Source organism: Mesorhizobium sp. M0802 (assembly GCF_040320115.1).
Lineage (GTDB): Bacteria > Pseudomonadota > Alphaproteobacteria > Rhizobiales > Rhizobiaceae > Mesorhizobium.
In genome coordinates, this window is record NZ_JAMYOY010000001.1 from 210,295 (window position 1) to 234,313 (window position 24,019).

Here is a 24,019-nt window from a genome sequence, read left to right on the forward strand (position 1 = left end):
AGACGTCAGCAAACGCGAAGATCGCGAGGCCCGGATCGATCGGCCGAAATATCAATGGAGCTGATATAGGCGGGTTTCGCACCAAAAACAAGATGGCTCGAAAAATGGCGTTGCGGTGGCGCCGCCCAAAGGCCGCCCCAATCGCATGAAAGCGTCGAGCAATCGGGAAGACCGGGACGCCCGACGGCGTTAGTCCGGTTTTGGGAGACTGTCATGAAAACGGTTGTGAAAACCATTCTGCTTGCCGCCTGCCTGACGCTGGCGGCCGCCGAGGCGCAGGCAATTTCGCGCTACGACCCCACTCGTATGAGCTGCGACACGGTGCAAGGCACGATCGCCCGCCAGGGCGCGGTCATCCTGCGCTATCAGTCCAGGCGCGTGCCGGGGCTGCCGCTCTTCGACCGCTATGTGCAGAGCCAGCAATTCTGCAATGTCGGCGAGGTCAGGAAGCGCGCCTATGTACCGAGCGCCGATACCGAATCCTGCCCGGTCTATCTCTGCAAGCGGATCGAGAACGACCATTTTCACCGCCGCTTCCTGCGCCGTCATTAGGGCATATTGATATTCGGGTGAGGCCGGCCTGCGAACGATGGTCTTCTGCGCTTCCGGCGCCCACGTACATTAAGTACGCTCCGCTCCGGTTCTCGAAGACCATAGTTCTCGGTGCGGCCTGACCTGAATCTCAACATACCCAGCCGGCATACCATTCAAGCTCTTAGAACCCGAACGAGACCTGCGCCGCCGGCGGCGGGCCGACGCGCACGCCTTCCATGGCCAGCATCTTTTCCTTGGTGGCCGAGCCGCCGGGCGCCGAGAAGCCGCCGATCTTGCCGCCCGCGGCTAGAATCCGATGGCAGGGGATGACCAGCGGCACCGGGTTGGCGCCCAGCGCTGCCCCGGTTTCGCGCGGCAGGCCGGCTTGGCCAGCGCGCTTGGCCAGTTCGCCATAGGTGGTGGTTTCGCCATAATGCAGTTTCCGCGCCGCCTCGTAGATGGCGAGACGGAAGTCGTCGACGCCGTCGAGATCGACCGGCACGCCGGAGAAATCGACGTCCTCGCCTGACGCATACGCCTTGATCGAGGCGATCAGCTCGACCACCCATTGCGGCTGCCCAATGTTCGCAGTGGTATTGGCGGCAACACCGGCATGCCGCATCAGCCGGCGCTCCACCGCTTCGCGGCTCCTTTCGGGCAGGCAGAGCCGGATCAGGCCCTTTTCGCTCCAGGCGATGCCCATGAAGCCGATCACTGTTTCTAACACTGCGTGGCCGGCTGTGATCGAAGATGCCGTTTCCATGATGCGCTCCTTTCCGCAAAGCGGCGAAAACCGGGATGCCAACCGGTACATATGCAGAACAATATGGCATCTGATCCCGGCTCTCGCCACCCGAAAACCACCAGATGGTCCCGATTGCCCACCAGGAATCGCTGGTGTAAGGACTTCTTAACAACCGACAAATCGGACCCGCGCGGCTTGCCAGCAAAATTCAACCTTTTCGCGATCTCTGTGATCGTCGGCGCAGCTGCCCTCAGCGGCTGCCAATCGACCTCGCAGATGAAGGCCACGCCTGCGCTGACCGAAACCGCGACCGCTGCCGGCAGCGATGCCGGCTTTACCGTGCCGCTGCCCGATACGGTTTCGGTGCTGCCGCAATCCTCGGGCATAACACCCGTCCAGGCGGCCGAAGCGGCGCCGGCCACGCCAGCGCTCGATGCCGCTGCGCAGCCGGTTGCCGCGACCGCGGCCTTTGCCGGCGCGACGCCCACGGCCCCGGCCGTGCCTGCGGTGATGGCCGCCAATGCTTGGCAGGCGCCTGCGCCCGCCAACGCCGGACAGCCGGTCGCGGCGCAATATACGACCGCCAGCCTTGTCATGCCGGCGACCGCCAAGGGCGGCCAGAACGCCATGCCCGGCGTGCAGCAGGTAGCCTATGTCGTGCCGCAGAACCCGGCTTCCTTGGGCCTGTTCCCCGCCGCGCCGCTCGGTCTCCCGGAAGAAGAGCATGCGACCGGCATGCGCGGCGACGTCGACCGGCTGATCCAGAAATACGCCGCTCTCTACGAGGTGCCGGTCGATCTGGTGCGCCACGTCGTCAACCGCGAAAGCACCTACAATCCGAAGGCTTACAATAACGGCCATTGGGGCCTGATGCAGATCAAGCACGCGACGGCGCGCGGCATGGGCTATGACGGGCCGGCCAAGGGCTTGTTCGACGCCGAAACCAATCTGAAATACGCGGTCAAATATCTGCGTGGCGCCTGGCTGGTGGCGGGTGGCAACGCCAAGAAGGCCGATTGGCTCTACCAGACCGGCTATTATTTCGACGCCAAGCGCAAAGGCCTGCTCGAGGCCACCGGCCTCGGTGTCGACCGCAAGCGCCGCCGGCTGCAGCCCGACGCCTGAGCGCGATGCCTGAACCGCGCCCGCCGGCTCCAAACGACATCCGGCTGCGCAAGATCCTCGACGAGACGCTCGTTGCGCCGCACTGGCCGGACGGCTTTGCCATGCGCTGCTTCGAACATGGTGACGCGCAGCCCCTGCACGCGCTTTTGACCGAGGTGTTCGACGACGGCACCGACGGCCCGTTCGACGAATGGTGGCCGCGCATATCCAGCGATGCCGAATTCGACCCGGCGCTGTGTTTCCTGGTCATCGACGCCAAGGGACGGCTGGCGGCGGCAGCGCTGTGCTGGACGAGGGCCTTCGTCAAGGACCTCGCGGTCCATCCCGGAGCGCGCGGCAAAGGAATTGGCGAAGCGCTGATGTGGCAGGCCTTCAACGCCTTTCGCGATCGAGGCGCGGCCCATGTCGACCTCAAGACCAACACGGTCGAGAACGCCGCCGCGCTCCGGCTCTACGAGCGGCTGGGAATGATGCCTGTCGCCTGGGAAGGGTAAGGGCTTTTTTCTTGCCGCAATTCCCTGGGGAAAACGCTACGCGCTTTTCCCGGGAAAACCGGTTCCCACCTTTCCTGGAATTGCTCGAGCGCTGTTGAAATCCTTCGGATTGTGAACTGCTTCACATTGGCCGCTGCAACCGGATGCTAACTCACCATCCATGCCTTTCGACCGATGGCGGATCGACGACTGGCAGATGTGGAGGGGCTGCACCGGCATGTGTTCAGCCACTCCTTGGCGGGTCCCAGGCGGGGGTTTGGGGCCCGCCAGTCGTTTTACGGCAGCCCTCAGATATCGGGCGCATTGCCGATCTTCTTTTTGAGCTCAAGCGCCCAGGCGCGGCCCTCGTCGCCGCCCCACAACAGCCAGGCGATATGGCCGGCCGAAGGATTGTCTTCATTGCCGTAATTCTTGCCGCGCTTGTCGACCTCGTGGCGGGCGAAGTAGCTGACCATGCGGCGGATGGTGGATGGCGCCAGCTTTTCGCGGTTCTTGAGTTCCGTCGCCCGCGCGACGCCGATCTCGGTGCCGCCACGGCCGAACTGCTTGCGCAGCCTCAACCCCTTGGCGGCATTGTCGGCCACCACTTGCGGGCAGCGCAGATCGATCTCTTCATCCTCTTGCATGTGTCTCCCCAGCTCCGGAAGCCTAGCCTGCGGACCCAATGCGGGAAAAGCAACCGGTTCCCAATGCCGCGCCGTCCATCAGGACCAGGATCCGCGCGCCATCGGCGCGTGCGAGATCCTGTGGAACCTTATGGATGTCACGCCTGAGGGTCGGCCGAACTGGACCGAACAGCTGCAATATGGCGAGGCGTGCTGTCCTGAGGTTTGTCCGCCAGGGGCTCGGGACGGCTCTTCGGCAGATGGTCGCTGACGAATAGTTCTCCGGACGCAACCCTGCCGCCAATGCCGCGTTTGATTAGCCGAGGGGGAAATTTTCAAATCGGAGAACTCAGATGAAAACGCTTCTCACCATTGCCGCCGTCGCCTTGTTCGCCGGTGCCCCTGCCGCCTTTGCGGCCAACTCGACTGCGGTCGCGCCTGCCATGGCCGCCAGCAAGGTCGATACCCCAACCTTCGTCAAGACGGTGCCTAGCTCCAACGAATTCGAAATCCAGTCGAGCAAGCTCGCCGAGGAAAAATCCAAGGCGGCTGACGTCAAGAAATTCGCCAAGCAGATGGTCAAGGACCACACCAAAGCCGGCAAGGAGTTCAAGGCGGCGCTGAGCCAGGGCCAGACCACCGGTTCGACCAAAGCCGCGGGACCGGCCCTGCAGCCGAAGGAGCAGGCAATGCTCGACGAGTTGAAGAGCGCAAGCGGCAAGGATTTTGACGCCAAGTACATCCAGATGCAGACGGACGCGCACAAGGAGGCAGTTGCCCTTTTCAGCAGCTATGCCAACTCGGGCGACGACCCGGCGCTGAAGGAATTCGCCAAGAAGACGCTGCCGACGCTGCAGATGCACGAGAAGCACGTGAAGGAACTCGCGGCGGCGCATCAGGGTTGAGGGCTGGTGACTGGCCAGCAATAGCATTCTACGGCGCCCCCCTCTGTCCTGCCGGACATCTCCCCCACGAGTGGGGAGATCAGCAGCGTCGGCGCCGTGCTTTTCTTGCGACGGTGAAAATTGGCGAAGGCTGAGGCGAGCCAATCTCCCTCCTTGCGGGGGATATGTCCGGCAGGACAGAGGGGGGCGCCGTAGAGTGCGACGGCCGATGCCAGCCGTTGGCAAGGCATTGCGGCAAAGTGGCTCTGTGGCTGCGCCGGCAGTGACATACACTGCCGCCACCAATTCAATGGAGCTCCCATGCCCAAGATCGACCTGTCCACCGTGCCTGTCCGCAAGGGCTCCGGCTACCCCGCACCCTTCGACGCCCCTTGCGCCGAGCGCACACGCCACCGCCTCGGCGATGCCGGCGGCCTGACCGATTTCGGAGTCAACTTGATGACCCTGCCATCAGGCGGCTGGTCGAGCCAGCGCCACTGGCACAGCCATGAGGATGAGTTCGTCTATGTGCTGGAAGGCGAACTGGTGCTGGTCGAGGATGGCGGCGAGACGCTGCTCAAGGCCGGCGATAGTACTGCCTTCGCCAAGAACAGCGGCAACGGCCACCACATGATCAACCGCTCGTCCACAACGGCGCGCTATCTCGAGGTCGGCTCGCGCAATCCGGATGATCTCATCACTTGCTCCGACATCGACATGATGAGCCCGAGTTCGGATGGCAGGTTCCTGCACAAGGACGGCATGCCCTATCCGGGGCAGGGGTGAGGGCTGGACCATGCTTCGGCGCTGGTGTTCGCTGGGTGGGGGGATAAGTTCCTCACGATTAAAGGTGGCGCCGGCCCCCTCATCCGACCGCTTCGCGGCCACCTTCTCCCCGCTGGGGAGAAGAGGGAAGCGCTGGCGCTGACCGGCTCCTCTCCCCTCGGGGAGAGGTCAGCCGAGCGAAGCGGAGGCTGGGTGAGGGGGCCTTGGCGCCAGCTTGGCAAACAAGGGGAAGATCACCATGAAAAAAGAAGTCATCGAAGTGCCCGTCATGTCGGCCAAGGTGCGGGCGCTCGGGCTGCCCTGCTCGACAGCGGTCCGGGCCAACGGCTTCGTGTTCATATCGGCGACGCCGCCGGTGGACATGGTGACCGGCGAGATGGTGCGCGGCGACATCGAAACGCAGACCGAGGCGTCGCTGAAGGCGCTGAAACACTGCCTGGAAGCGGCGGGAACCTCGCTCGACAATGTGGTGATGGTGCGCATCTACGCCGTCAATTCCGGCTTCTACAACGCCATCAACCGGGTCTACGCCAAGTACTTCAGCGTCAATCCGCCGGCGCGCAGCTTCGTGCCTGTGGCGTCGTGGCCGATGGAGTTTGATATCGAGATCGAGTGCGTGGCGGTGGGGTGAGGGGGCCAAAGCCTTCTTAAATCTAAAAGACTCCAAAAACACAAGGCTATCTCAACCGCGCTGCGGGCCGGGAGGCAGCAGAAAGCGAAAGAGCTTGCAACCCGTTCTATTCACATAGATATAAGTTGGTTGGGCATGTAGATTGGGGAGTGGGAGCATAAAATGGTCGACTTCAGATCAACTAAAACATGGTCATCGTCTTTAGAAATCAAATCACAAGATAAATTTGGCGAGGAAAGGGGAATTTTGCGAAGCTCCTTTCTCGCCGCGCGCACCAAGGCGTCGTTACTAGTTCAGGAAATAGCTAGAGATTTGCCAGAATATACTTCCCACGATATAACGCATCTTGATGCTCTTTGGGAGTACTGCGATCTTATTATTGGCGATAGCCTAGATCTCAATCCAGCTGAGGCGTATGTCTTAGGGTTGAGCTTTCTTACCCATGACGCTGGTATGTCGCTAGCTGCCTACCCGAATGGCCTCGATGATCTTAAGAAGACAACTATTTGGAAGGACTTGAGTGCTCTATATAGAAGTGATATAAATTGGTCTGGCCTTCGTGACGAAGCCGATTTAGATAAAATGGCCACTGCTGAGTCTCTAAGGCTTATGCACGCCGAGAAGTCGGTAGATGTTGCCAACCAGTTTTGGGTAGATAGGAATGGCAAGCAGATATACATAATTGATGACGAAAGGCTTCGTAATTCATTTGGTGAGGTGATAGGTGCTGTCGCCAAAAGTCACTGGGAAAGTATAGAGAAAATACATGTCGACTTAAATAGAATAATTGGGTCTCCTCCGTTCCTTCCTCCAGAATGGACGTGCGATCTTCTCAAGTTGTCGTGCATATTGAGAGCGTGCGATGTTGCTCATTTAGACTCCCGCCGCGCTCCATATTTTACCCAGCTATTTCGCAACCTACCACCAACCAGCCGAGACCATTGGATTTTTCAGGAAATGTTAGGTCGACCTATCGCTGTTGGCGACCGCCTTTCCTACGCCAGCACTAGAAGGTTCAGCGAGACGGAATCTGCGGCCTGGTGGCTCTGCTATGACACGTTGAGATATGTAGATGCCGAGTTGCGATCTACAGATGCACTTTTGGCGGATACACGGACTGACTGTCGCTTGGCAGTACGCGGCGTGTCGAACGTTGAAACTCCTGCGCTTATGGAAAAGAACGTGGGGACAAGGGACTGGGTTCCGGTTGATGCTCAAATCAGAATTTCAAACGTGTCCAAAATTGTTTCTATACTGGGTGGTCGGGGCCTTTACGGCGATAATCCGCTAGTTGCGTTACGTGAGCTGATACAAAATAGCTGCGACGCAGTTAGGGCCCGTCGGCTTATTGAGGGTCGGGGAAACGATTGGGGAAAGATAAGGGTCCGCAAGAGAGTAAGTGACAATGGAACCTATATTGATATCTCCGACGATGGGATTGGCATGTCTTTGGAAGCTATCAATTCTAAGTTATTAGATTTTGGCTCAAGCTATTGGGAGTCTTCGCTTTCCTATCTCGAATTGCCGGGCTTGTACGCGAAGGGATATAAGAGCACAGGGCGCTTCGGCATAGGGTTCTTTTCCGTCTTCATGCTCGGAGATCAGGTCTCAGTTTGGACAAGGCGGCCTTCTGCCCCTTTGGAGAAAACAATTGAGCTGGTGTTTAATTCCGGAATTTCTACTCGACCGTTTATTCGATACGCGAACGAGTCGAAAAGACTTGTGGATCCAGGCACTATTGTCAGCGTGAAGATTTTCGATAAGCCTGAGAAGCTTTTTCCTAGAGGTCGAGAGGTCGGGTATTTCTCAAAAAGCATAGAGAGAATAGCGTGCAGTTGTGACGTAAATATAGAGATAGTTGATGATGGTGATGGTGGATATCAATTGAGCATTCCAGCTAACTCCTGGAAAGAGCTTGATCCACCTGGCTTGGTTAGAAGAACGTTTGACGCTGATCGCTCAAATAACGAGAGATTTGGCTCGATAAAGCAAATTCAAAAGGAGTTGATGAAAGACGCGAGACGTGCTCGCCCCGTTATCGCGAAGTCTGGGGAAATCCTTGGCTTCGGCTTTTTGAACCCAAGGCCGGATTACTATATTGGCCCGGAGCTCGATGGAATAATTACGGTGGGCGGATTGAAGGCCGATCAAATAAATGGACTGTCAGGAATTTTCTTGGGTACGACTAACGCAATCTCACGAGACATAGCGTGCTTACGAGGTTCTAGAGAAGACTATAGCGATTGGATTAGTGATCAAGTCAACCTTATTCGTAAGGAGAATATCGACTTTGGAATATCAGTCGGGCTTGCCGAAACTTTGTTGCATCTTGGGATTAAGGATGAATCCCTTCCTATAATGGAAAGGGCAGGCCCAGCAGCATCGATTAACGATTTAAGGAATTTTCTTCGGGTAGAGGGGGAAGTCAAGTTTATTCATGATGCATCTCTGAGCCTGATGCGAAGAAGTTATGCAGCTGTTTCGTCCAAGAAACTTGGAAGCATAGTACTAGATGATAATGTCTTTTCTGTTAGAATGGGAACTCGGCCGATATTTCCGATGAGGCGGGGGCATTTTAGAGAAGAGGTGATTTGGAGCGGCGACGGAGTCCGTTCCGATTTTGGTATTTTTGGTTGGGTCGTTAGTGTTGTCGAAGAAGAGTGGAATGTGTCAATAGCCATAGATGAATATAGAGAAGCTAAGGCTAGGCTAGGCTCCTTAGATGGCAACCAGCTTGATGACAGATTATATGTGTTTAACAGGAATTCTTTGAGCTCCAGGGGAGCTAAGAGAAAGAGGTCGATGCGTCAGAAGTGATTCTGGATGCGGTGGCGATTACCCGATCAACTCCCTTCTCCCAGTTGAACGGGAGAAGGGAGCTAATCGCCTACGCAAAATACTCCTGCAGCGGCCTGACTTCCAGGCTCCCCGCCTTCAACGCCGCAATCGCCTCCGCCACCGCCGCGGCGCCCGACAGCGTCGTATAATACGGCACCTTCTGCATCAGCGTGGCGCGGCGCAGCGACTTGGAGTCCGACACCGCCTTCTGGCCGTCCGTCGTGTTGAAGACGATCTGGACCTGGCGGTTGCGGATGGCGTCTTCGATGTGGGGGCGGCCCTCCAGCACCTTGTTGATCTTCTGGGCGTCGACGCCGTTTTCGGCGAGGAAGCGGGCCGTGCCGGATGTCGCGAGCACCTTGAAGCCCTGGCCGGCGAGGCGCTTGACCGCCGGCAGGATGCCGGCCTTGTCCTCGTCGCGCACCGAGACGAACAGCGTGCCGGAGCGGGGGAGATCAACGCCGGCGCCGAGCTGGCTCTTGGCGAAGGCGAGCGCGAAGTCGCGGTCGAGGCCCATGACCTCGCCGGTCGAGCGCATTTCCGGGCCGAGCAATATGTCGACGCCGGGGAAGCGGGCGAAGGGGAAGACGGCTTCCTTGACCGCGATGTGGCCGGGGTTCCTGGGGTCGGGCATGGCGCCGTAATGGGCGAAGGCGTCTTCCAGTTTTTCGCCGGCCATGATGCGGGCGGCGATCTTGGCGATCGGACGGCCGATGGTCTTGGCAACGAAGGGCACGGTGCGTGACGCCCGCGGGTTGACCTCCAGCACATAGACCGTGCCGTCCTTGATCGCATACTGCACGTTCATCAGGCCGCCGACATTGAGCGCGCGGGCAAGCGCCGCCGTCTGGCGCTCCAGCTCGTCGACCAGCTCGGAAGGCAGCGAGTGAACAGGGAGCGAGCAGGCACTGTCGCCGGAGTGGATGCCGGCCTCTTCGATGTGTTCGAGAATGCCTGAGACAAAGGTCGACGTGCCGTCGCAGAGGCAATCGACATCGACCTCGATGGCGCCGGAGAGATAGGTGTCGAACAGAAGCGGGTTCTTGCCCAGCAGCGTGTTGATCTGGCCGGTCTTGTCGTTGGGGTATTTCTGCTTGATGTCCTCCGGCACCAGGCCGGGCACGGTGTCGAGCAGGTAACTCTGCAGCATGCCTTCATCATGGATGATCTGCATGGCGCGACCACCCAGCACATAGGAGGGGCGCACCACAAGCGGGAAGCCGAGCTCGCCGGCGACCAGGCGCGCCTGCTCGACCGAATAGGCGATGCCGTTCTTCGGCTGGCTGAGGTTGAGCTTGTGCAAGAGCTTCTGGAAACGGTCGCGGTCTTCGGCGAGATCGATCATGTCGGGGGAGGTGCCGAGGATCGGGATGCCGGCCTTCTCCAGCGCATCGGCCAGCTTCAGCGGCGTCTGGCCGCCGAACTGGACGATGACGCCGACGAGTTCGCCCGAGGCCTGTTCGGCGCGCAGGATCTCCAGCACGTCCTCGGCGGTCAGCGGCTCGAAATAGAGCCGGTCGGAGGTGTCGTAGTCGGTCGAAACCGTCTCCGGGTTGCAGTTGATCATGATCGCTTCATAGCCGGCGTCGCGCAGCGCGAAGGCGGCATGGCAGCAACAATAGTCGAACTCGATGCCCTGGCCGATGCGGTTCGGACCGCCGCCGAGGATGACGACTTTTTTTCGCGATGACACCTGCGCCTCGTTGGCGAGCGCGCCGGCGAACGGGACTTCATAGGTCGAGTACATGTAGGCGGTGGGCGAGGCGAACTCGGCAGCGCAGGTGTCGATGCGCTTATAAACCGGATGAACGTCGAGCTTTTCACGAATCTTCGCAATCACTTCGGCGTCGGTCTTCGTCAGCGAGGCGAGGCGAGCATCGGAGAAGCCCATCGCCTTCAGCATGCGCAGATTGACGGCGTCATTGGGGATGCCGTGCTCGCGGATGCGGGCTTCCATGGCGACGATGCCGGCGATCTGTTCGAGGAACCACGGGTCGATCTTGCACATTGCGTGCACGTCTTCCAGCGAGGTGCCCATGCGGATCGCCTGCGCCACCATGCGCAACCGGTCGGGCGTCGGCGTGCCGAGCGCGGCACGGATGGCGTTGCGGTCGTCGGCGTGGTTGGCAGCCACGGCACCGTGGCCGAGGCCGGGGATCTCGATCTCGTCTAGGCCGGTGAGGCCGGTTTCCAGTCCACGCAAAGCCTTCTGCAGGGACTCCTGGAAGGTGCGGCCGATGGCCATGACTTCGCCGACAGACTTCATGGCGGTGGTCAGCACCGGCTCGGCGCCGGGAAATTTCTCGAAGGCAAAGCGCGGGATTTTTGTGACGACGTAATCGATGCTTGGCTCGAAGGAGGCGGGCGTGGCGCCGCCGGTGATGTCGTTCTCCAGCTCGTCCAGCGTGTAGCCGACGGCGAGCTTGGCCGCGATCTTGGCGATGGGGAAGCCGGTCGCCTTCGAAGCCAAGGCGGAACTGCGCGAGACGCGCGGGTTCATCTCGATCACCACCAACCGGCCGTCGGCCGGGTTGACGGCGAACTGCACGTTGGAGCCGCCGGTCTCGACGCCGATCTCGCGCAGCACCGCGAGCGAGGCGTTGCGCATCATCTGGTATTCCTTGTCGGTCAAGGTCAGCGCGGGGGCGACGGTGATCGAGTCACCGGTGTGTACGCCCATCGGGTCGATGTTCTCGATCGAGCAGACGATGATGCAATTGTCCGCCTTGTCGCGGACGACCTCCATCTCATACTCCTTCCAGCCGAGCACGCTTTCCTCGATCAGCACTTCGGTGGTCGGCGAGGCGTCGAGGCCGGACTGGACGATGTCGTAGAATTCGGCGCGGTTGTAGGCGATGCCGCCGCCGGTGCCGCCCATGGTGAAGGACGGGCGGATGATGGCGGGCAGGCCGACATGGTCGAGCGCCTGGGCGGCAATCGCCATGCCATGGCTGATGTAGCGCTGCTTGCGGTCGCCTTCGCCGAGGTTCCAGCGGGTTTCCAGCGCGTCGAGCGCGGCATCGAGGTCGGCAGGCGCCTCGGCCTTGACGGCGGCGCGCTCGGCCTCATGGGTCTTGCGGTCGGCGTTCTTGACGTCGGTGGCATTGGCCAGCATCGACTTCGGCGTTTCCAGGCCGATCTTCTTCATCGCCTCGCGAAACAGCGCCCGGTCCTCAGCCTTGTCGATCGCCGTGGCGTCGGCGCCGATCATCTCGACATTGTAGCGCTCGAGCACGCCCATGCGGCGCAGCGACAGAGCGGTGTTTAGCGCGGTCTGGCCGCCCATGGTCGGCAGCAGCGCGTCGGGCCGCTCCTTGGCGATGATCTTGGCGACGACTTCAGGCGTGATCGGCTCGATATAGGTGGCGTCGGCCAGCTCCGGGTCGGTCATGATGGTGGCCGGGTTGGAATTGACCAGAATGACGCGAAAGCCCTCCTCCTTCAGCGCCTTGCAGGCCTGTGTGCCGGAATAGTCGAACTCGCAGGCCTGGCCGATGACGATGGGGCCGGCCCCGATGATCAGGATCGACTTGATGTCGGTGCGTCTTGGCATCGTTGTGAGTTCCGTTCGGCGAGCGGCTTGCACGAAAAACCGGGACGGGAAGACCCGGCCGGTTGTGCTTGCGATTCTGGTATCAGGCTAGGAGGGCCTTATAGGGAAGAGTTTTGGGAGATGTAACCCCGAAAATGAGGCTATGCAGTAGGGATCAGGCAGTAGGGATCAGGCAGCAGGGATTAGGCAGGAGCGAGGTTAAGCCGTCTATTGCCTATCCCTACTGCTTAACACCTAATCCCCCAGCGCGAGCTGATCCGTAATCTCAAACCGCTCGGCAGCGCCGATCCGGATCATGTTGAGGCTGCCTTCCCTTGTGAAGCGGAACTCGCTGGGCGAATCCGAGTTGGCCGGCATGCCGGCAGAGAAGGAGATGACGCGCGTGCCGCCATCGGGCCAGGTCACGGTGATATCGGCCTTGTCAGTGCCCTTGTGGACGATGTTGACGGCGCAGCGGGTCATCGGCTGGCCGACATAGCGCGCGCAGGGGATATCCGTGGTAGCGCCGAGGGCGGGCGGGGGTTCCAGCCGTGCAACGGTTTGCGTAGCGGTCGCAGCTTTGGCCTGGTCTGGCCGTGGCGTCGGGGATGGTACCCCCGGCGCGGACGCCGTATCCGGCGCTGCTCCCGCAGACGCGGCGGCGGCGAGTTCCGGCGTCCCTGTGGCCTCCGTTGCCGGAGCCTCTGTGGCGGGGATTTCGTCCATCGGCGGGCTTTCATTCGCTGCGAAGGCAAGGCCGTAAGCATCCTGCATGGCGGTCCTGCCGATCTCGGCGGCGGACTTCGGCGCGCCTGGATTCGTGCCGCCAAGGCGCTCCGTCAGGTCGAGTGGAGCCGGCGCGGGTGCAGCCGGGGTGGGTGGAGCCTGAGTGGGTGCAGCCGGAGCGGCAGAGGCGGGAGGTGCAGTCGTCCGGGGCGTTGCGGCCACGTCGGCCGGCTGCGTCGGCATGTCGGGCGCGACCGCCGGCTCGCCGGCTTCAGCGCTGGCGGTCACCTGGGGCGGCGCGGCGTCAACTTCGACCACGGTCGGATTGTCGGGGATAAGATAGCGCGCGGGCGCCCAGCCTTTGACCAGTGGATTGTCGATCTCCTCGACCTTGCACCAGCGGTGGCCGTCCACTTCGTTGCAGCCGAAATTCCTGACGCTCGAGCCGATCGGCAGGCGCGCCTGAGTTCTGCCCACAGGCGACGGCGTGGCGCGGATGTTGAGGAGATCGCCTGGGCCGAGTTCGGTCACGATGGAAACGATGTCGGCAGGCGCGTCCTCGGCATTCGCCGGCATGCTCACCAGCAACAGGCCCACCACCAACGGACCCGCCAACAACCGGGCTGCCCGCAGGAGCGGAGCGCCAGTCAGTCGATGCAAAATGGTTCGGATTGTGCGCCTCATCATTTGGCCGTGCGCCGATTACCCTTGCGGCAGCAGTCCTGCCGTATGCCAAGGCGGTTTTATAAGGGACGATACGCGGCCATGTAAGTCTGAAAATGCGTCCGATGTTTGGTGCCGCGAGGCGGAAGCAGGGCGCAGCCGGGCGGTCAAGCGGAGCCTTGCCAAGAGGGTTTGGGCATGAAGCCGGTCCTCAGCGCATGCGCCCATTCCGGTCGGCCCGCCTGTGCGGCCTGTCTCGCCGCCGCTTCGTGGTCGTAGTCGACGGCGATGGTCTCGAAACGGTCTGGACCATCGCCATCCAAGGTGAGGATGCCGTAGCGCGCATGCGGGCTGCCTTGCTCCGAAACATGCGCCGGGGGCGTGTCATCTTCATAGGCGGGGGCGCCGACGCTGCCGGGATTGAAGAGCAAGGGGCCGCCGGGGATACGGACCAGTTCCGCGCGGTGGCTGTGGCCGCACAGCACGATGCGGCAGGCCGGGTCCAGCGCCTGCAACCGCCGCTGAATAGCGGCAAGCGGCGCGCGCACCAGTTGGCCATCGACGATCGCGTCGAGCAGGTATTTCTCGTCATGGTCGGGCCGCGCATGGAAAGCGACCACGCCGGGAACAATCTCCAGCGTGAAGGGCAGGGCGAGCAGGGCTTCGCGCTGCGCTGATGTCAGCCGTTCCTGCGCATAGCGGTCTGAAGCCCACATCATATCGTCGGCCGGATCGACCGCGACGTGGCGGTCATGGTTGCCGCGCACCGTCGGCAGGTCGAGCGCTTCGAGCCGCTCGAATGTCTCGCGCGGCCAGAGCGGGCCGGAGACACAGTCGCCAAGGTTGACGGTGAGATCGGCGCCGCCGCGCCGCGCTAGATCGGCGAGCACGGCATCCAGCGCCAGCACATTGCCATGGATGTCGGCGAGAACGGCAATGCGCATGCGGCGGGCTCCTTGGTGCAGCCCGTTGAGGCTTGCGGCCCGTCTTCGTTATCAAGCCCCTGCCTTCATTATCAAGCCCTTGAGATCGTTCGAGACAGCCGGGAGCCCCGCCTATCGCGGAAGCACTCCATCTGCTAGCGTCCACGCCGCTCCAGAGTTCATCCGGGGGAGGACAGGCGATGACCCGCGACCAGATGGTTGCCCACCTTCGCGCCGCCAATGACGTCGCGCGCGAGACTGCCGCGCACGGGCACCATCCTTTCGGCTGCGTGCTCGTCGGCCCCGACGATCGCATCCTGATGCGGCAAGGCAACATCAACACCGTGCGCCACGCCGAAACCGAGCTCTCCCGGCGTGCCGCCGACACCTATCCGCCGGATTTCCTCTGGTCTTGCACGCTGGTCACAACCGGCGAGCCCTGTGCGATGTGCACGGGAACGCTGTACTGGGCGAATATCGGCCGGCTGGTCTACGGCTTCGAGGAAACCAAGCTTCTCGCGCTGACCGGCAATCACGCAGAGAACCCGACGATGAACCTCTCGTCGCGCACAGTCCTCGGCTCCGGGCAGAAGCCGGTCGAGGTCCACGGCCCTTTCCCCGAGATGGACGAGGAACTCCTCGCCCCGCATATCGGTTTTTGGCAGCGCTAGGAGCGGCCTGACTTCGGCACCAGCTACGCCGGAATTTCGATGTCGTGGCCGCCGACGATGGGTAGAGCCGGGTCATCTCCGGCCGCCGCAATCACGCTGTCGAGCAGGCCGGGGAAGCGGGCGTCGAGGTCGGCGCGGCGCAGCGTGATCATCCGGTTGGTGCCGGCCACTTCGGCGCGGGTGACGCCGGCCTCGCGCAGTTTGGCCAGGTGATAGCTGAGATTGGTCTTGGAGCCGAGGTCGAGGAACCGGCTGCAGTTCAGCGGCACGCCTTCCTTGCTGGCGAGATAGCGCACGATGGCGAGCCGGGTCGGGTCGCCAAGGACGCCGAGCACAACCGGCAGGCTGATCTGGTCTGTATTGGGGTGCGGCAAAGTCATGGCCCGAAACTAAGCACAGTCGGTGGAGATTTCAACGCGTCGATCTTTCGCGGGCATGCACAGTCCGTTTCGCGATTGGCCCAATGGCTGTCCTGACACAGGGCTGTCAGCAGGCTTCAGCTATTTTCACCTGGCTTCATTGACATCATGTCCTGTTATGTTCAATTGTTCAATAAGGTTTGAACTAAGGACACGCCCTATGGACAAGCGCCTCTTTTGGCTTGCGCTCGGATCGTTCACGATCTCGACCGAAGGCTTCGTCATCTCCAGCCTGCTGCCTGACATCGCCACCGACGCCCGCATTTCCATTCCGCTCGCCGGCACGCTGATCACCGCCTTCGCGCTGGCTTACGCCATCGGCACGCCGATCCTGGCAACGCTGACCGGCGAATGGGACCGGCGCCGCGTCATCTTGTGGACGCTGGCGTTCTTCGTCATCGGCAATGTGGTGGCGGCGCTGAGCTCGTCCTTCGAACTGCTGCTCATTGCCCGCATCATCATGGCGCTGTCGTCAGGCTTGTTTGCCGCGACCGCTCAAGGCACGGCGGTGGCGCTGGTCGATGACCACCACCGGGCGCGGGCCATTGCCGTCGTCGTCGGCGGAACCACGGTGGCGGTTGCGCTCGGTGCACCGCTCGGCGCGCTGGTTGCCACGATAGCCGGCTGGCGCGGGACCTTCTTTGCCATTGCCGGGCTCGGCGCGCTGGTCGGCGCCATCCTGTGGTACCGGCTGCCGCGCGGCATTGTCGGTACCAAGCTGCCGCTCAGGCGGCGGCTGGCTGCGGCGCTGCGCCCCGGCGTCATGCCGATCCTGCTGACCACCGCTCTTGCCCTGATCGGCGCCTTCTCGGTGTTTTCCTATATCGCGCCGCTGGCCATCCAGAGCGGCGGCCTCAGCCCGATTGCGCTGCCCGGCATGCTGCTCGCCTTCGGTGTCGGCGCCGTCATCGGCAACATAGCCGGCGGCCAGGCGGCCGACCGTTTTGGTGCGACGCGCACCGTCGGCTGGTCTCTGGCGCTGAGCGCCGTCATGCTGGTGATGCTCTCGGTCATCCCGACCTTCCTGCCGCAGCATCTCGCCGGGCCGGCATTGATGGCCATGATGGTGCCGTGGGGCATGGTCGGCTGGGCATTTCCGCCGGCGCAGGCCAGCCGCATCATCAAGCTGGCGCCCGACGCCGCCCCGATCGTGCTGTCGCTCAACGCTTCGGCCCTCTATCTCGGCGTGGCGCTGGGTGCTGTGGTCGGCGGCGCCGTGCTGCGCTACGGCGTGCCGGCCGATCTCGGCCTGGTCGCCGCCATCTTCCCGCTGATCGGGCTTGGCGTGGTGCTGGCCGGCCGCTGGGCGGCCCGGCCGGTCGCCATGCCGGCCGAATAGATCTTTGCAAAGGACCGGCGGCCGCTCTTTCAGCTTGAAGGGGCGGCCGCCGGCACGTCGTACTCCAGCGCCGCGACTTCATCCAGCATAGCGCGCAGATCTGCCGCTCGCTGCTGGCCGACCAGCGCCTCGAAGCGCTGCTGGGCAATGGTCCACAATTTCGTCGTCTCCTCGAGCTTGGCCTGGCCTTGCGGCGTCAGCCGCACCCGCTTGACGCGGCGGTCGTCCTTGTCGGCGAAGGTGTCGACATAGCCGTCGCGGATCAGCGGCTTCAGCGTATGGCCGAGCGCCGACAGGTCCATGACCATCGCTTCGGCTATCGTGCCCATCGCCGGCTCGTTGCTGACATGGATCTGGTAGAGCAGGCCGTACTGTGTGCCCTTCAGACCCGAAGGCGAGATTACATCGTCATAAAAGCGGCCGAGCTTGCGCGCGGCGCGCCGCAGCGTGGCGTTGTTGCAAAGGCTGAATCCCGGCAGCGCGGTCTTGCTCATCACGACTCCTTGCCGGCAAAACCGCTGCCGGCCTGTCGCAGAAATAGTTTCTGCCGCCTCCGTTGACAAGATGGTGGTATATGCCTACTTCCCGGAAAGTGGTATATGCCACTAATTGGAGATCAGGGCGGGACAAGGGTTCATCGACCTGTCTCGCCGGGCAGAAAAAAGGAACAGGACAATGAGTGGACAGGACAACAAGGGTACCGCAGTCGTCACCGGCGCATCGGCCGGCATCGGCGCGGTCTATGCCGACCGGCTGGCCGGGCAAGGCTACGATCTGGTGCTGGTAGCGCGGCGCGCCGACCGGCTGGAGGAACTGGCTGAAAAGCTGCGATATGCTTACAAGCGCAAGGTCAGCGTGATATCAGCCGATCTTGCCGACGACAATGATGTGCGCCGCGTCGAGCAGGCGATCGCAGCCGACGACAGCGTCACGCTGCTGGTCAACAATGCCGGCATTGGTGGCCAGGCCGTGGTGGCAACGGCCGACGCCGACGAGGCCGAGCGCATGATCAAGGTCAACGTCATCGCCTTGACCCGCCTGACCCGCGCCGTTCTGCCGGGGCTTCTTGCGCGCAACCGCGGCGCCATCGTCAACATCGCCTCTGTGCTCGCCTATGATACCTCGTTCGGCGGCATCTACAGCGGCACCAAGGCCTATGTCGTCAACTTCACCGAGGCCCTGCACCGCGAAGTCGCCGGCACCAATGTGAAGGTCCAGGCGGTGCTGCCGGGCGCGACCCGCACCGATTTCTGGGAGCTCGCCGGTGGCGATATCGACAATCTGCCGAAGGAGATCATCATGTCCGCCGACGATATGGTCGATGCCGCGCTTGTGGGCCTATCCAGGGGCGAAGCCGTCACCGTGCCGGCACTTGCCGATGCGACCAAGCTCGACGCCTTCCTCGGCGCAAGGCAAGTCTTCTACGGCAGCCTGCACGCCGACAAGCCTGCTGCCCGCTACGCGGTCTGAGGAGAGAGCTGGTTCGCTTCGCGAACCAGGACCCCCACCCCGCTCACTTCGTTCGCGGCCCTCCCCACAAGGGGGAGGGTAAAGTGCGCGCTCCCCTACCTCCCCTTTGTGGGGAGGTCGGACCGCAGGTCCGGGTGGGGGTACTGGCGCCGACCTCTGCGTTTACGCTCCCCGCCACATTAGGTATGATCGATGCAGCCAGCACCAGCGCCAGCACGATGTTGAGCGCGCGCCATTGCCATTCGGTCTCGAGCAGCCGTGCCAGCACCATGCCCGCCACGCACCAGATCGACAGCGAGACGGCTGCAGTGAGGCCGAAGGTCGAGCCGAGCAGCAGCGCGAGTTGTCCCGGCCCGTCGGCAAGGGCCGCGAACGAGGCCGCCGCCCCCAGTCCCATCGCCCAGCCCTTCGGGTTCATCCATTGAATGCCGGCGCCGCCGAAGAAGCTGTTGGGTTTTGCCATCGCCACATCGAGATTGGGCGGCCCGGCGCGGCCGATCTTGATTGCCAGCCAGATGAGATAGAGCGAGCCGATGATTTTCATCGCCAGTTGCAGCGAAGGCATGGCCAGCAGCAGACCGGCGAGCCCGGCGGCGGCAGCAGCGGTCACGGTGGCGAGACCGGCGGCGCTGCCGACCAATAGGGGAACGGAACGGCGAAAACCGAACTGTGCACCTGAGGCAGTCGACAGGGTGGTGGCGATGCCGGGCGTGACGGTGGCCACGAAGGCAAACAGGATGAGCGGAAAGATGGGCTGCAACATGAGGCGTCCTCCATCGAAGGCCCTACGGTAGACTTCTGCATACTTCAGTAAATGCAATGTTTGCGATGGTTGGCATTAGCAGATATAATGCCAACCATGATCCGCAACCTCGACACAGCGCTGATCCGCACCTTCGTCACTGTAGCCGACAAGGCCAGCATGACGGCGGCGGCGAACGCGCTGCATCTGACGCAAGGCGCCGTAAGCCAGCAGATCAAGCGGCTGGAAGAAGCGCTCGGCTGCAGCCTGTTCGAGCGCGACCGGCGTGGCTTGCGGCTGACGCGGCCCGGCGAGCGGCTGTTCGGCAAGGGCAAACGGTTGCTTGGCCTCAATGACGAGATCTGGGCCGAGATGGCGGGCACCGAGGTCGCCGGCCAGGTGCGGCTCGGTGTTCCCTATGACCTTGTCGGCACTTTGCTGGCGCCGGTGCTGAAGGCCTATGCCGAGACCTATCCGCAGGTCGAGATTTCACTGCTCTGTGCGGCTTCGCCGGACCTTGCCGCGGCCCTCGCGGCCGGCACCATCGACCTTGCCGTCATCGAGGAACGGGTCGGCCCGTCGGCCGGTGAGTGCCTGGCCATTGACCGGCTGGTCTGGGTGGGGGCCAAGGGCGGCGTCGCCCGCGCCAAGCGGCCGCTGCCGGTGTCGATCGTCGCCGACACCTGCGCCTTCCGCCCGGTGGTGCTGTCGGCGCTGAACGAGCACGGGCTGGAATGGCGCACCGTGTTCGAGAACGGCAACATCGACGCGACGACCGCGACAGTGCGCTCCGACCTTGCCGTCACCGCCTGGCTGGCCTCCACCGTGCCTGCCGATCTTGACATCCTGGCTTTTGATGCCGGGCTGCCGCCGCTGCCGAATTTTTCCATCAATCTGCATTTGCCGAAGTACGGCACGGCGCCGGCAGCGCAGGAGTTCGCGCGGTATATCCGGGGTGGGTTGGCACGGCGGGCTGTGGCGGCTTGACAGAACTTGCATTTCCTCTCCCCCGTCGATCGGGGGAGAGGAAAGGTGCCAAGCCTGTCCCTGTTACTTCCAGTTCTTACGCCGCTCGAGCTCGGCCTCTGACGGCTTCTGCGTAGCGAACGACCCGACCTTGACCTCACCCCCGCGTTCGTAGGTCGCCATGATGACGCCTGTGGTAGTGGCCTGCGACTTGACCAGCTTGAAAGCGGCGGGCATCGCACCACCATCGAACAGCCGCTTGCCCTTGCCCAGCAGCAGCGGGAAGATCATCAACCGGATCTCGTCGATCAGCCCGTTGGCGAGCAAAGTCTGGATCAGCTCGCTCGAACCCTGGATGAGCAGGTCAGGCCCATCTTCCTTCTTGAGGCGGCGCAACGCCGCGACGATATCTTCTCCAAGCCATTGCGTATTTTCCCAGGTGAGCGAATCCGGCCGATGCGTCGCCACATATTTAGTCGCAGGGTTGAAGGCATCTCCGATGGCATCTTTCTGGTACGGCCAGTAAGCGGCGAAGATGTCGTAGGTTCTGCGGCCGAGCAGCAGGGCGAAGGGCTTAGAGAACAATTCCTCCATGGCCACGCCCGCCACCTCGTCGAAGTAGTGGAACGTCCAGCCGCCGAACTCGAAGCCGCCAACCGGGTCTTCTTCCGGGCCGCCCGGCGCCTGCATGACGCCGTCGAGGCTGACGAAGGTAGCGGCGATGATCTTTCGCATTGGATTTTCCTTTTCCAGGATCCGCGCCGTCAGGGCCGGATTTCGATCTAAGGACGGACAGGCCGGCGGCCGCCCGACAGGCGTTGGCAAAAAAACGCTGCGGCCGACAAGAGTACCTACCGCCGTCGCCCGCCGCCAAGCGCCTGCGACGAAAACCAGACATCGCCGATGATGGCGGTGGCGGTCCGGTCCGGCGCCCTGTCTGATGTCAGCCAGATCGAACGGCTGCGCGCGGCCTTCTGGAGGTCGGGGATTTTGGCCGCCGAACCGGCGACCGAGGCGCCGACGCAGGGGATGAACCACGAGCGCATGAAGGGGTCGCAGGCAAAACCTTGTTTGGTGCGGGTCACCATTACGGCCAGGCCGACGCCCTGGGACGGGCGCCAGGGAAAGATCATGCGGCCGCCCGCTTTCAGCGCCCGCAGCCAGGCAGCCGGCGGTGCGACGACACCGGCATTGACATAGATGATGTCGGACGGCGGCAGATCGCCGGTGACGGCATCGCCGTGGATGACGCTTACATTGCCGTAGGTCTCGAGATTCTTTGTCGCTCTGGCAGCAAGATCGGCCTCCAGTTCGAAGGCGGTCACCGGGCCGGGCGCAACCAGCCGGGCCAGCAAGGCGGTGTAGTAGCCGGTGCCGGCGCCGATATGGGTGACGGCCTCGTCCGGTCTGGGGGCGATCCTGCCTATCCACATGGCGTGCAGGGAGGGTTCGCCATTGTTGATGCCCTTGTCGGCATCGAGCGCCACCAGCACGTCCTGATAGATGTGAACAGGATCGGCGCTCGGCGTCATGATCTTGCCGTTGCCGGTGGTGAGCGCCCTGCCGGCGACTACCGCCCAGGGTCCGGCCCCGAGAAAGGCCTCGCGCGGAACGGTGGCGAACGCCTCTTCGAGGCGCGGATCGGCCGAGCCGGCATTGGCCGCCATCAGCTGCGCGTAAAATTTCCTGGCGTCTTCGACACTTGTCATGATGGCGAGCAAGATAGCGCAAGCCGCCGGTTTGTCGCGGTCGGGAATGAGAATCAGCCGACGCCGAAGACGGTGTCGTAGAGCAGCTTGAAGTTGAGCACCAGGATGACCGCCGCGACGACCCAGGCGAGGACCGCCACGCCGCGGGGAATGGCAAGGTTGCCCATCTTCTTCTTGTCGGAGACGAACTGCACCAGCGGGATGACCGCGAAGGGCAGCTGCATCGACAGCACCACCTGGCTGAAGACCAGCAACTGGCCGGTGCCCTTTTCACCATAGAGCGCGGTCACGACCACCACCGGGACGATGGCGATGCCGCGCGTCAGCAGGCGGCGCGCCCATTGCGGAATGCGCAGGCGCAAAAAGCCTTCCATGACGATCTGGCCGGCAAGCGTTGCCGTAACCGTCGAGTTGAGGCCGGAGGCCAGCAGCGCCACCGCAAACAGGATCGAGGCGATGCCGAGGCCAAGCAGCGGTGACAAGAGCTCGAAGGCCTGGCCGATCTCGGCGACATCCTGATGGCCGGTGCCATGGAAGGCCACCGCCGAGACGATCAGGATCGAGGCGTTGACGAACAGCGCCAGGACGAGCGCGATGGTCGAGTCCGTCGTCGCCCATTTAATGGCGTCGCGCTTGCCTTTTTCGGTCCGTTCATAGGCGCGTGTCTGTACGATCGAGGAGTGCAGGTAGAGATTGTGCGGCATCACCGTGGCGCCGATGATGCCGATGGCGATGTAGAGCATCGCCGGATTGGTGACGATCTCCGTCGACGGCACGAACATCGAATGCAGGATCGAGCCGACCGGAGGGGCAGCGGCAAAGATCTGGATGGCGAAACAGCCGAAGATGATGATCAGAAGCGCGATGACGAAGGCTTCGAGATAGCGGAAACCCTTGTTCATCAAGAGCAGCACGATGAAGGCGTCGAGCGCCGTCAGCAACGCGCCGCCGATCAGCGGAATGCCGAACAGAAGCTGCAGCGCGATCGCCGTGCCGATCACCTCGGCGAGGTCGCAGGCGATGATGGCGAGTTCGCAGGCGATCCACAGCACGAAACTGACGGGACGCGGATAATAGGCGCGGCAGGCCTGGGCGAGGTCGCGGCCGGTGGCGATGCCAAGCCGGGCGGCAAGCGCCTGCAGCAGGATCGCCATCAGGTTGGACAGCATGATGATGAACAATAGCGTGTAGCCGAACTGGGCGCCGCCGGCGAGGTCGGTGGCCCAGTTGCCCGGATCCATATAGCCGACCGAGACCATGTAGCCCGGTCCCATGAAGGCGAACAGGCGGCGGAACCAGACGCCGGACTGCGGCACCGCAATCGTGGAGTTCACCTCGCGCAGGCTGGGAGGATTGTCCTCCGGCCTGTCAAATCGCCAGGATGATCCCAAGGTTGCGTCGGCTTCGGACATGGAGGGCTTTCCATTGCATGGATTGATGTCTCTCATCCTATCTACGCCAGGGCTCAACATTATGCAATAGGCTATATTTCATTGTATATGCTTCTCATGAGGCAGCCAAGGGCCCAGAAAGGGGGTGATCGCAAACGCCGGTTGCGCCTGCTATGGATGCAAATAAACGGCTGCAACAGTTAAGCCCGTGCTATGAATGGCAAAGGGCGATTGATTTGTCGAAAGCCAATTCTTGCCAAAGGTATGAGGGAACACGTATTGGCACTGAAGCGTAAACCGGTTCGACGCGAAGAGCCGCTTCCGGATGCCGATGTCCATTCCGAAGGCTTCAGGCAGCAGCGCCAAGCGCGCCGCAGCGCGCTGGTCGAGGACTATGTCGAGCTGATCGCCGACCTGATCGAGGACGGCAACGAGGCGCGCCAGGTGGATATCGCGGCGCGGCTCGGCGTCGCCCAGCCGACCGTGGCCAAGATGCTGACCAGGCTGTGCGCCGATGGGCTGGTCTCCAGAAAACCGTATCGCGGCGTTTTCCTGACCGATGCCGGCCGCAAGGTTGCGGAAGAAAGCCGCATTCGCCACCAGACGGTCGAAGCGTTTTTGCGTTCGCTCGGTGTCAGCGCCGAGACGGCGCGCATCGATGCCGAGGGCATCGAGCATCATGTCAGCGCCGAGACGCTGGAAGCCTTTCGCAAGGCGATGATCGCGCCGCGCTGAGGGGTGCCGGGGCCGCACCACTGGAACCTCCGCACGTCAGGCTCGTTGCTCCTGACGTTGCGCGTGATTGTTGCGCGCCAAGGAGGAAAAC

22 protein-coding genes and 1 pseudogene are annotated in these 24,019 nt (G+C 62.4%); 12 read left to right on the forward strand and 11 right to left on the reverse strand.

Annotated features, from left to right (window positions below):
• Positions 1-225 precede the first annotated feature (225 nt).
• Positions 226-552, forward strand: a complete 327-nt coding sequence (locus tag NKI10_RS01060; protein WP_023748190.1) for a hypothetical protein — start codon at positions 226-228, stop codon at positions 550-552.
• A 163-nt stretch (positions 553-715) separates the two neighbouring features.
• Here NKI10_RS01060 and NKI10_RS01065 read toward each other — a convergent pair whose 3' ends face one another.
• Positions 716-1,297: a methylated-DNA--[protein]-cysteine S-methyltransferase gene (locus tag NKI10_RS01065; RefSeq protein ID WP_023828092.1), complete on the reverse strand. Its 582-nt coding sequence runs from the start codon at positions 1,295-1,297 to the stop codon at positions 716-718.
• A gap of 177 nt (positions 1,298-1,474) precedes the next feature.
• On the opposite strand from NKI10_RS01065, the gene NKI10_RS01070 reads away from it, so the two are divergent.
• Entirely contained in the window at positions 1,475-2,404 is a 930-nt protein-coding gene (locus NKI10_RS01070) for a lytic transglycosylase domain-containing protein (protein WP_023748191.1), read from the forward strand.
• Positions 2,405-2,409: 5 nt separating this feature from the next.
• Positions 2,410-2,898, forward strand: a complete 489-nt coding sequence (locus NKI10_RS01075; RefSeq protein ID WP_023705860.1) for a GNAT family N-acetyltransferase — start codon at positions 2,410-2,412, stop codon at positions 2,896-2,898.
• A 287-nt stretch (positions 2,899-3,185) separates the two neighbouring features.
• On the opposite strand, the gene NKI10_RS01080 is transcribed toward NKI10_RS01075, so the two are convergent.
• Positions 3,186-3,524 carry a hypothetical protein gene (locus NKI10_RS01080; RefSeq protein ID WP_023683772.1) on the reverse strand — a complete coding sequence of 113 codons (339 nt, stop codon included), beginning with the start codon at positions 3,522-3,524 and terminating at the stop codon, positions 3,186-3,188.
• A 332-nt stretch (positions 3,525-3,856) separates the two neighbouring features.
• Between NKI10_RS01080 and NKI10_RS01085 the strand changes: the two genes are divergently transcribed.
• From NKI10_RS01085 to NKI10_RS01100, 4 genes are all read left to right on the forward strand, one after another.
• Positions 3,857-4,408, forward strand: a complete 552-nt coding sequence (locus NKI10_RS01085; RefSeq protein ID WP_352858064.1) for a DUF4142 domain-containing protein — start codon at positions 3,857-3,859, stop codon at positions 4,406-4,408.
• A 300-nt stretch (positions 4,409-4,708) separates the two neighbouring features.
• Positions 4,709-5,173, forward strand: a complete 465-nt coding sequence (locus NKI10_RS01090; protein WP_352651435.1) for a cupin domain-containing protein — start codon at positions 4,709-4,711, stop codon at positions 5,171-5,173.
• Between the two features lie 238 nt (positions 5,174-5,411).
• A complete protein-coding gene (locus tag NKI10_RS01095; protein WP_023711190.1) occupies positions 5,412-5,804 on the forward strand; it encodes a RidA family protein in 393 nt (130 codons plus the stop codon).
• Between the two features lie 162 nt (positions 5,805-5,966).
• A complete protein-coding gene (locus tag NKI10_RS01100; protein WP_352858067.1) occupies positions 5,967-8,621 on the forward strand; it encodes an HD domain-containing protein in 2,655 nt (884 codons plus the stop codon).
• Positions 8,622-8,691: 70 nt separating this feature from the next.
• On the opposite strand, the gene carB is transcribed toward NKI10_RS01100, so the two are convergent.
• From carB to NKI10_RS01115, 3 genes are all read right to left on the reverse strand, one after another.
• On the reverse strand, positions 8,692-12,195 hold the full coding sequence (gene carB, locus NKI10_RS01105; protein ID WP_352858070.1) for a carbamoyl-phosphate synthase large subunit: 3,504 nt from the start codon (positions 12,193-12,195) through the stop codon (positions 8,692-8,694).
• Between the two features lie 234 nt (positions 12,196-12,429).
• A complete protein-coding gene (locus tag NKI10_RS01110) occupies positions 12,430-13,515 on the reverse strand; it encodes an SH3 domain-containing protein (RefSeq protein WP_352858073.1) in 1,086 nt (361 codons plus the stop codon).
• Positions 13,516-13,730: 215 nt separating this feature from the next.
• A complete protein-coding gene (locus NKI10_RS01115) occupies positions 13,731-14,507 on the reverse strand; it encodes a metallophosphoesterase family protein (RefSeq protein WP_352858076.1) in 777 nt (258 codons plus the stop codon).
• 179 nt (positions 14,508-14,686) lie between these two features.
• On the opposite strand from NKI10_RS01115, the gene NKI10_RS01120 reads away from it, so the two are divergent.
• On the forward strand, positions 14,687-15,157 hold the full coding sequence (locus NKI10_RS01120) for a nucleoside deaminase (RefSeq protein ID WP_023672423.1): 471 nt from the start codon (positions 14,687-14,689) through the stop codon (positions 15,155-15,157).
• 23 nt (positions 15,158-15,180) lie between these two features.
• Here NKI10_RS01120 and NKI10_RS01125 read toward each other — a convergent pair whose 3' ends face one another.
• Entirely contained in the window at positions 15,181-15,537 is a 357-nt protein-coding gene (locus NKI10_RS01125; RefSeq protein WP_023672424.1) for an ArsR/SmtB family transcription factor, read from the reverse strand.
• 199 nt (positions 15,538-15,736) lie between these two features.
• Between NKI10_RS01125 and NKI10_RS01130 the strand changes: the two genes are divergently transcribed.
• Positions 15,737-16,915, forward strand: coding sequence for an MFS transporter (locus NKI10_RS01130; protein ID WP_023683782.1), 1,179 nt, complete (start codon positions 15,737-15,739; stop codon positions 16,913-16,915).
• 29 nt (positions 16,916-16,944) lie between these two features.
• On the opposite strand, the gene NKI10_RS01135 is transcribed toward NKI10_RS01130, so the two are convergent.
• The gene (locus tag NKI10_RS01135; protein WP_023689742.1) at positions 16,945-17,409 is read right to left on the reverse strand and encodes a MarR family winged helix-turn-helix transcriptional regulator; all 465 of its coding nucleotides are present in this window, start codon (positions 17,407-17,409) and stop codon (positions 16,945-16,947) included.
• A gap of 181 nt (positions 17,410-17,590) precedes the next feature.
• Between NKI10_RS01135 and NKI10_RS01140 the strand changes: the two genes are divergently transcribed.
• Entirely contained in the window at positions 17,591-18,385 is a 795-nt protein-coding gene (locus NKI10_RS01140) for an SDR family NAD(P)-dependent oxidoreductase (protein WP_023689743.1), read from the forward strand.
• A 162-nt stretch (positions 18,386-18,547) separates the two neighbouring features.
• On the opposite strand, the pseudogene NKI10_RS01145 reads toward NKI10_RS01140, so the two are convergent.
• Positions 18,548-19,148, reverse strand: a pseudogene (locus NKI10_RS01145) (LysE family translocator).
• A gap of 87 nt (positions 19,149-19,235) precedes the next feature.
• Between NKI10_RS01145 and NKI10_RS01150 the strand changes: the two are divergent.
• Positions 19,236-20,114 (forward strand): LysR family transcriptional regulator, encoded by an 879-nt coding sequence (locus tag NKI10_RS01150; RefSeq protein ID WP_373420136.1) that lies wholly within the window; start codon positions 19,236-19,238, stop codon positions 20,112-20,114.
• A gap of 63 nt (positions 20,115-20,177) precedes the next feature.
• Here the strand turns inward: NKI10_RS01150 and NKI10_RS01155 are convergent, their stop codons facing one another.
• The 3 genes from NKI10_RS01155 to NKI10_RS01165 form a co-directional block, all read right to left on the reverse strand.
• Positions 20,178-20,828: a dihydrofolate reductase family protein gene (locus NKI10_RS01155; protein WP_023731609.1), complete on the reverse strand. Its 651-nt coding sequence runs from the start codon at positions 20,826-20,828 to the stop codon at positions 20,178-20,180.
• A gap of 116 nt (positions 20,829-20,944) precedes the next feature.
• Positions 20,945-21,802: a protein-L-isoaspartate O-methyltransferase family protein gene (locus NKI10_RS01160; RefSeq protein ID WP_352657364.1), complete on the reverse strand. Its 858-nt coding sequence runs from the start codon at positions 21,800-21,802 to the stop codon at positions 20,945-20,947.
• A gap of 53 nt (positions 21,803-21,855) precedes the next feature.
• The gene (locus tag NKI10_RS01165; RefSeq protein ID WP_023672432.1) at positions 21,856-23,214 is read right to left on the reverse strand and encodes an Nramp family divalent metal transporter; all 1,359 of its coding nucleotides are present in this window, start codon (positions 23,212-23,214) and stop codon (positions 21,856-21,858) included.
• Between the two features lie 258 nt (positions 23,215-23,472).
• Between NKI10_RS01165 and mntR the strand changes: the two genes are divergently transcribed.
• Positions 23,473-23,928 (forward strand): manganese-binding transcriptional regulator MntR, encoded by a 456-nt coding sequence (gene mntR / locus NKI10_RS01170; protein WP_023697072.1) that lies wholly within the window; start codon positions 23,473-23,475, stop codon positions 23,926-23,928.
• The last annotated feature ends 91 nt before the right edge of the window (positions 23,929-24,019 follow it).

Excerpts from the sequence above, each read along its gene's own strand:
- NKI10_RS01065 (WP_023828092.1), bottom strand. The coding sequence starts at position 1,297 with ATGGAAACGGCATCTTCGATCACAGCCGGCCACGCAGTGTTAGAAACA.
- NKI10_RS01075 (WP_023705860.1), top strand. The coding sequence starts at position 2,410 with ATGCCTGAACCGCGCCCGCCGGCTCCAAACGACATCCGGCTGCGCAAG.
- NKI10_RS01080 (WP_023683772.1), bottom strand. The coding sequence starts at position 3,524 with ATGCAAGAGGATGAAGAGATCGATCTGCGCTGCCCGCAAGTGGTGGCC.
- NKI10_RS01085 (WP_352858064.1), top strand. The coding sequence starts at position 3,857 with ATGAAAACGCTTCTCACCATTGCCGCCGTCGCCTTGTTCGCCGGTGCC.
- NKI10_RS01090 (WP_352651435.1), top strand. The coding sequence starts at position 4,709 with ATGCCCAAGATCGACCTGTCCACCGTGCCTGTCCGCAAGGGCTCCGGC.
- NKI10_RS01095 (WP_023711190.1), top strand. The coding sequence starts at position 5,412 with ATGAAAAAAGAAGTCATCGAAGTGCCCGTCATGTCGGCCAAGGTGCGG.
- NKI10_RS01100 (WP_352858067.1), top strand. The coding sequence starts at position 5,967 with ATGGTCGACTTCAGATCAACTAAAACATGGTCATCGTCTTTAGAAATC.
- carB (WP_352858070.1), bottom strand. The coding sequence starts at position 12,195 with ATGCCAAGACGCACCGACATCAAGTCGATCCTGATCATCGGGGCCGGC.
- NKI10_RS01115 (WP_352858076.1), bottom strand. The coding sequence starts at position 14,507 with ATGCGCATTGCCGTTCTCGCCGACATCCATGGCAATGTGCTGGCGCTG.
- NKI10_RS01120 (WP_023672423.1), top strand. The coding sequence starts at position 14,687 with ATGACCCGCGACCAGATGGTTGCCCACCTTCGCGCCGCCAATGACGTC.
- NKI10_RS01125 (WP_023672424.1), bottom strand. The coding sequence starts at position 15,537 with ATGACTTTGCCGCACCCCAATACAGACCAGATCAGCCTGCCGGTTGTG.
- NKI10_RS01130 (WP_023683782.1), top strand. The coding sequence starts at position 15,737 with ATGGACAAGCGCCTCTTTTGGCTTGCGCTCGGATCGTTCACGATCTCG.
- NKI10_RS01135 (WP_023689742.1), bottom strand. The coding sequence starts at position 17,409 with ATGAGCAAGACCGCGCTGCCGGGATTCAGCCTTTGCAACAACGCCACG.
- NKI10_RS01140 (WP_023689743.1), top strand. The coding sequence starts at position 17,591 with ATGAGTGGACAGGACAACAAGGGTACCGCAGTCGTCACCGGCGCATCG.
- NKI10_RS01150 (WP_373420136.1), top strand. The coding sequence starts at position 19,236 with ATGCCAACCATGATCCGCAACCTCGACACAGCGCTGATCCGCACCTTC.
- NKI10_RS01155 (WP_023731609.1), bottom strand. The coding sequence starts at position 20,828 with ATGCGAAAGATCATCGCCGCTACCTTCGTCAGCCTCGACGGCGTCATG.
- NKI10_RS01160 (WP_352657364.1), bottom strand. The coding sequence starts at position 21,802 with ATGACAAGTGTCGAAGACGCCAGGAAATTTTACGCGCAGCTGATGGCG.
- NKI10_RS01165 (WP_023672432.1), bottom strand. The coding sequence starts at position 23,214 with ATGTCCGAAGCCGACGCAACCTTGGGATCATCCTGGCGATTTGACAGG.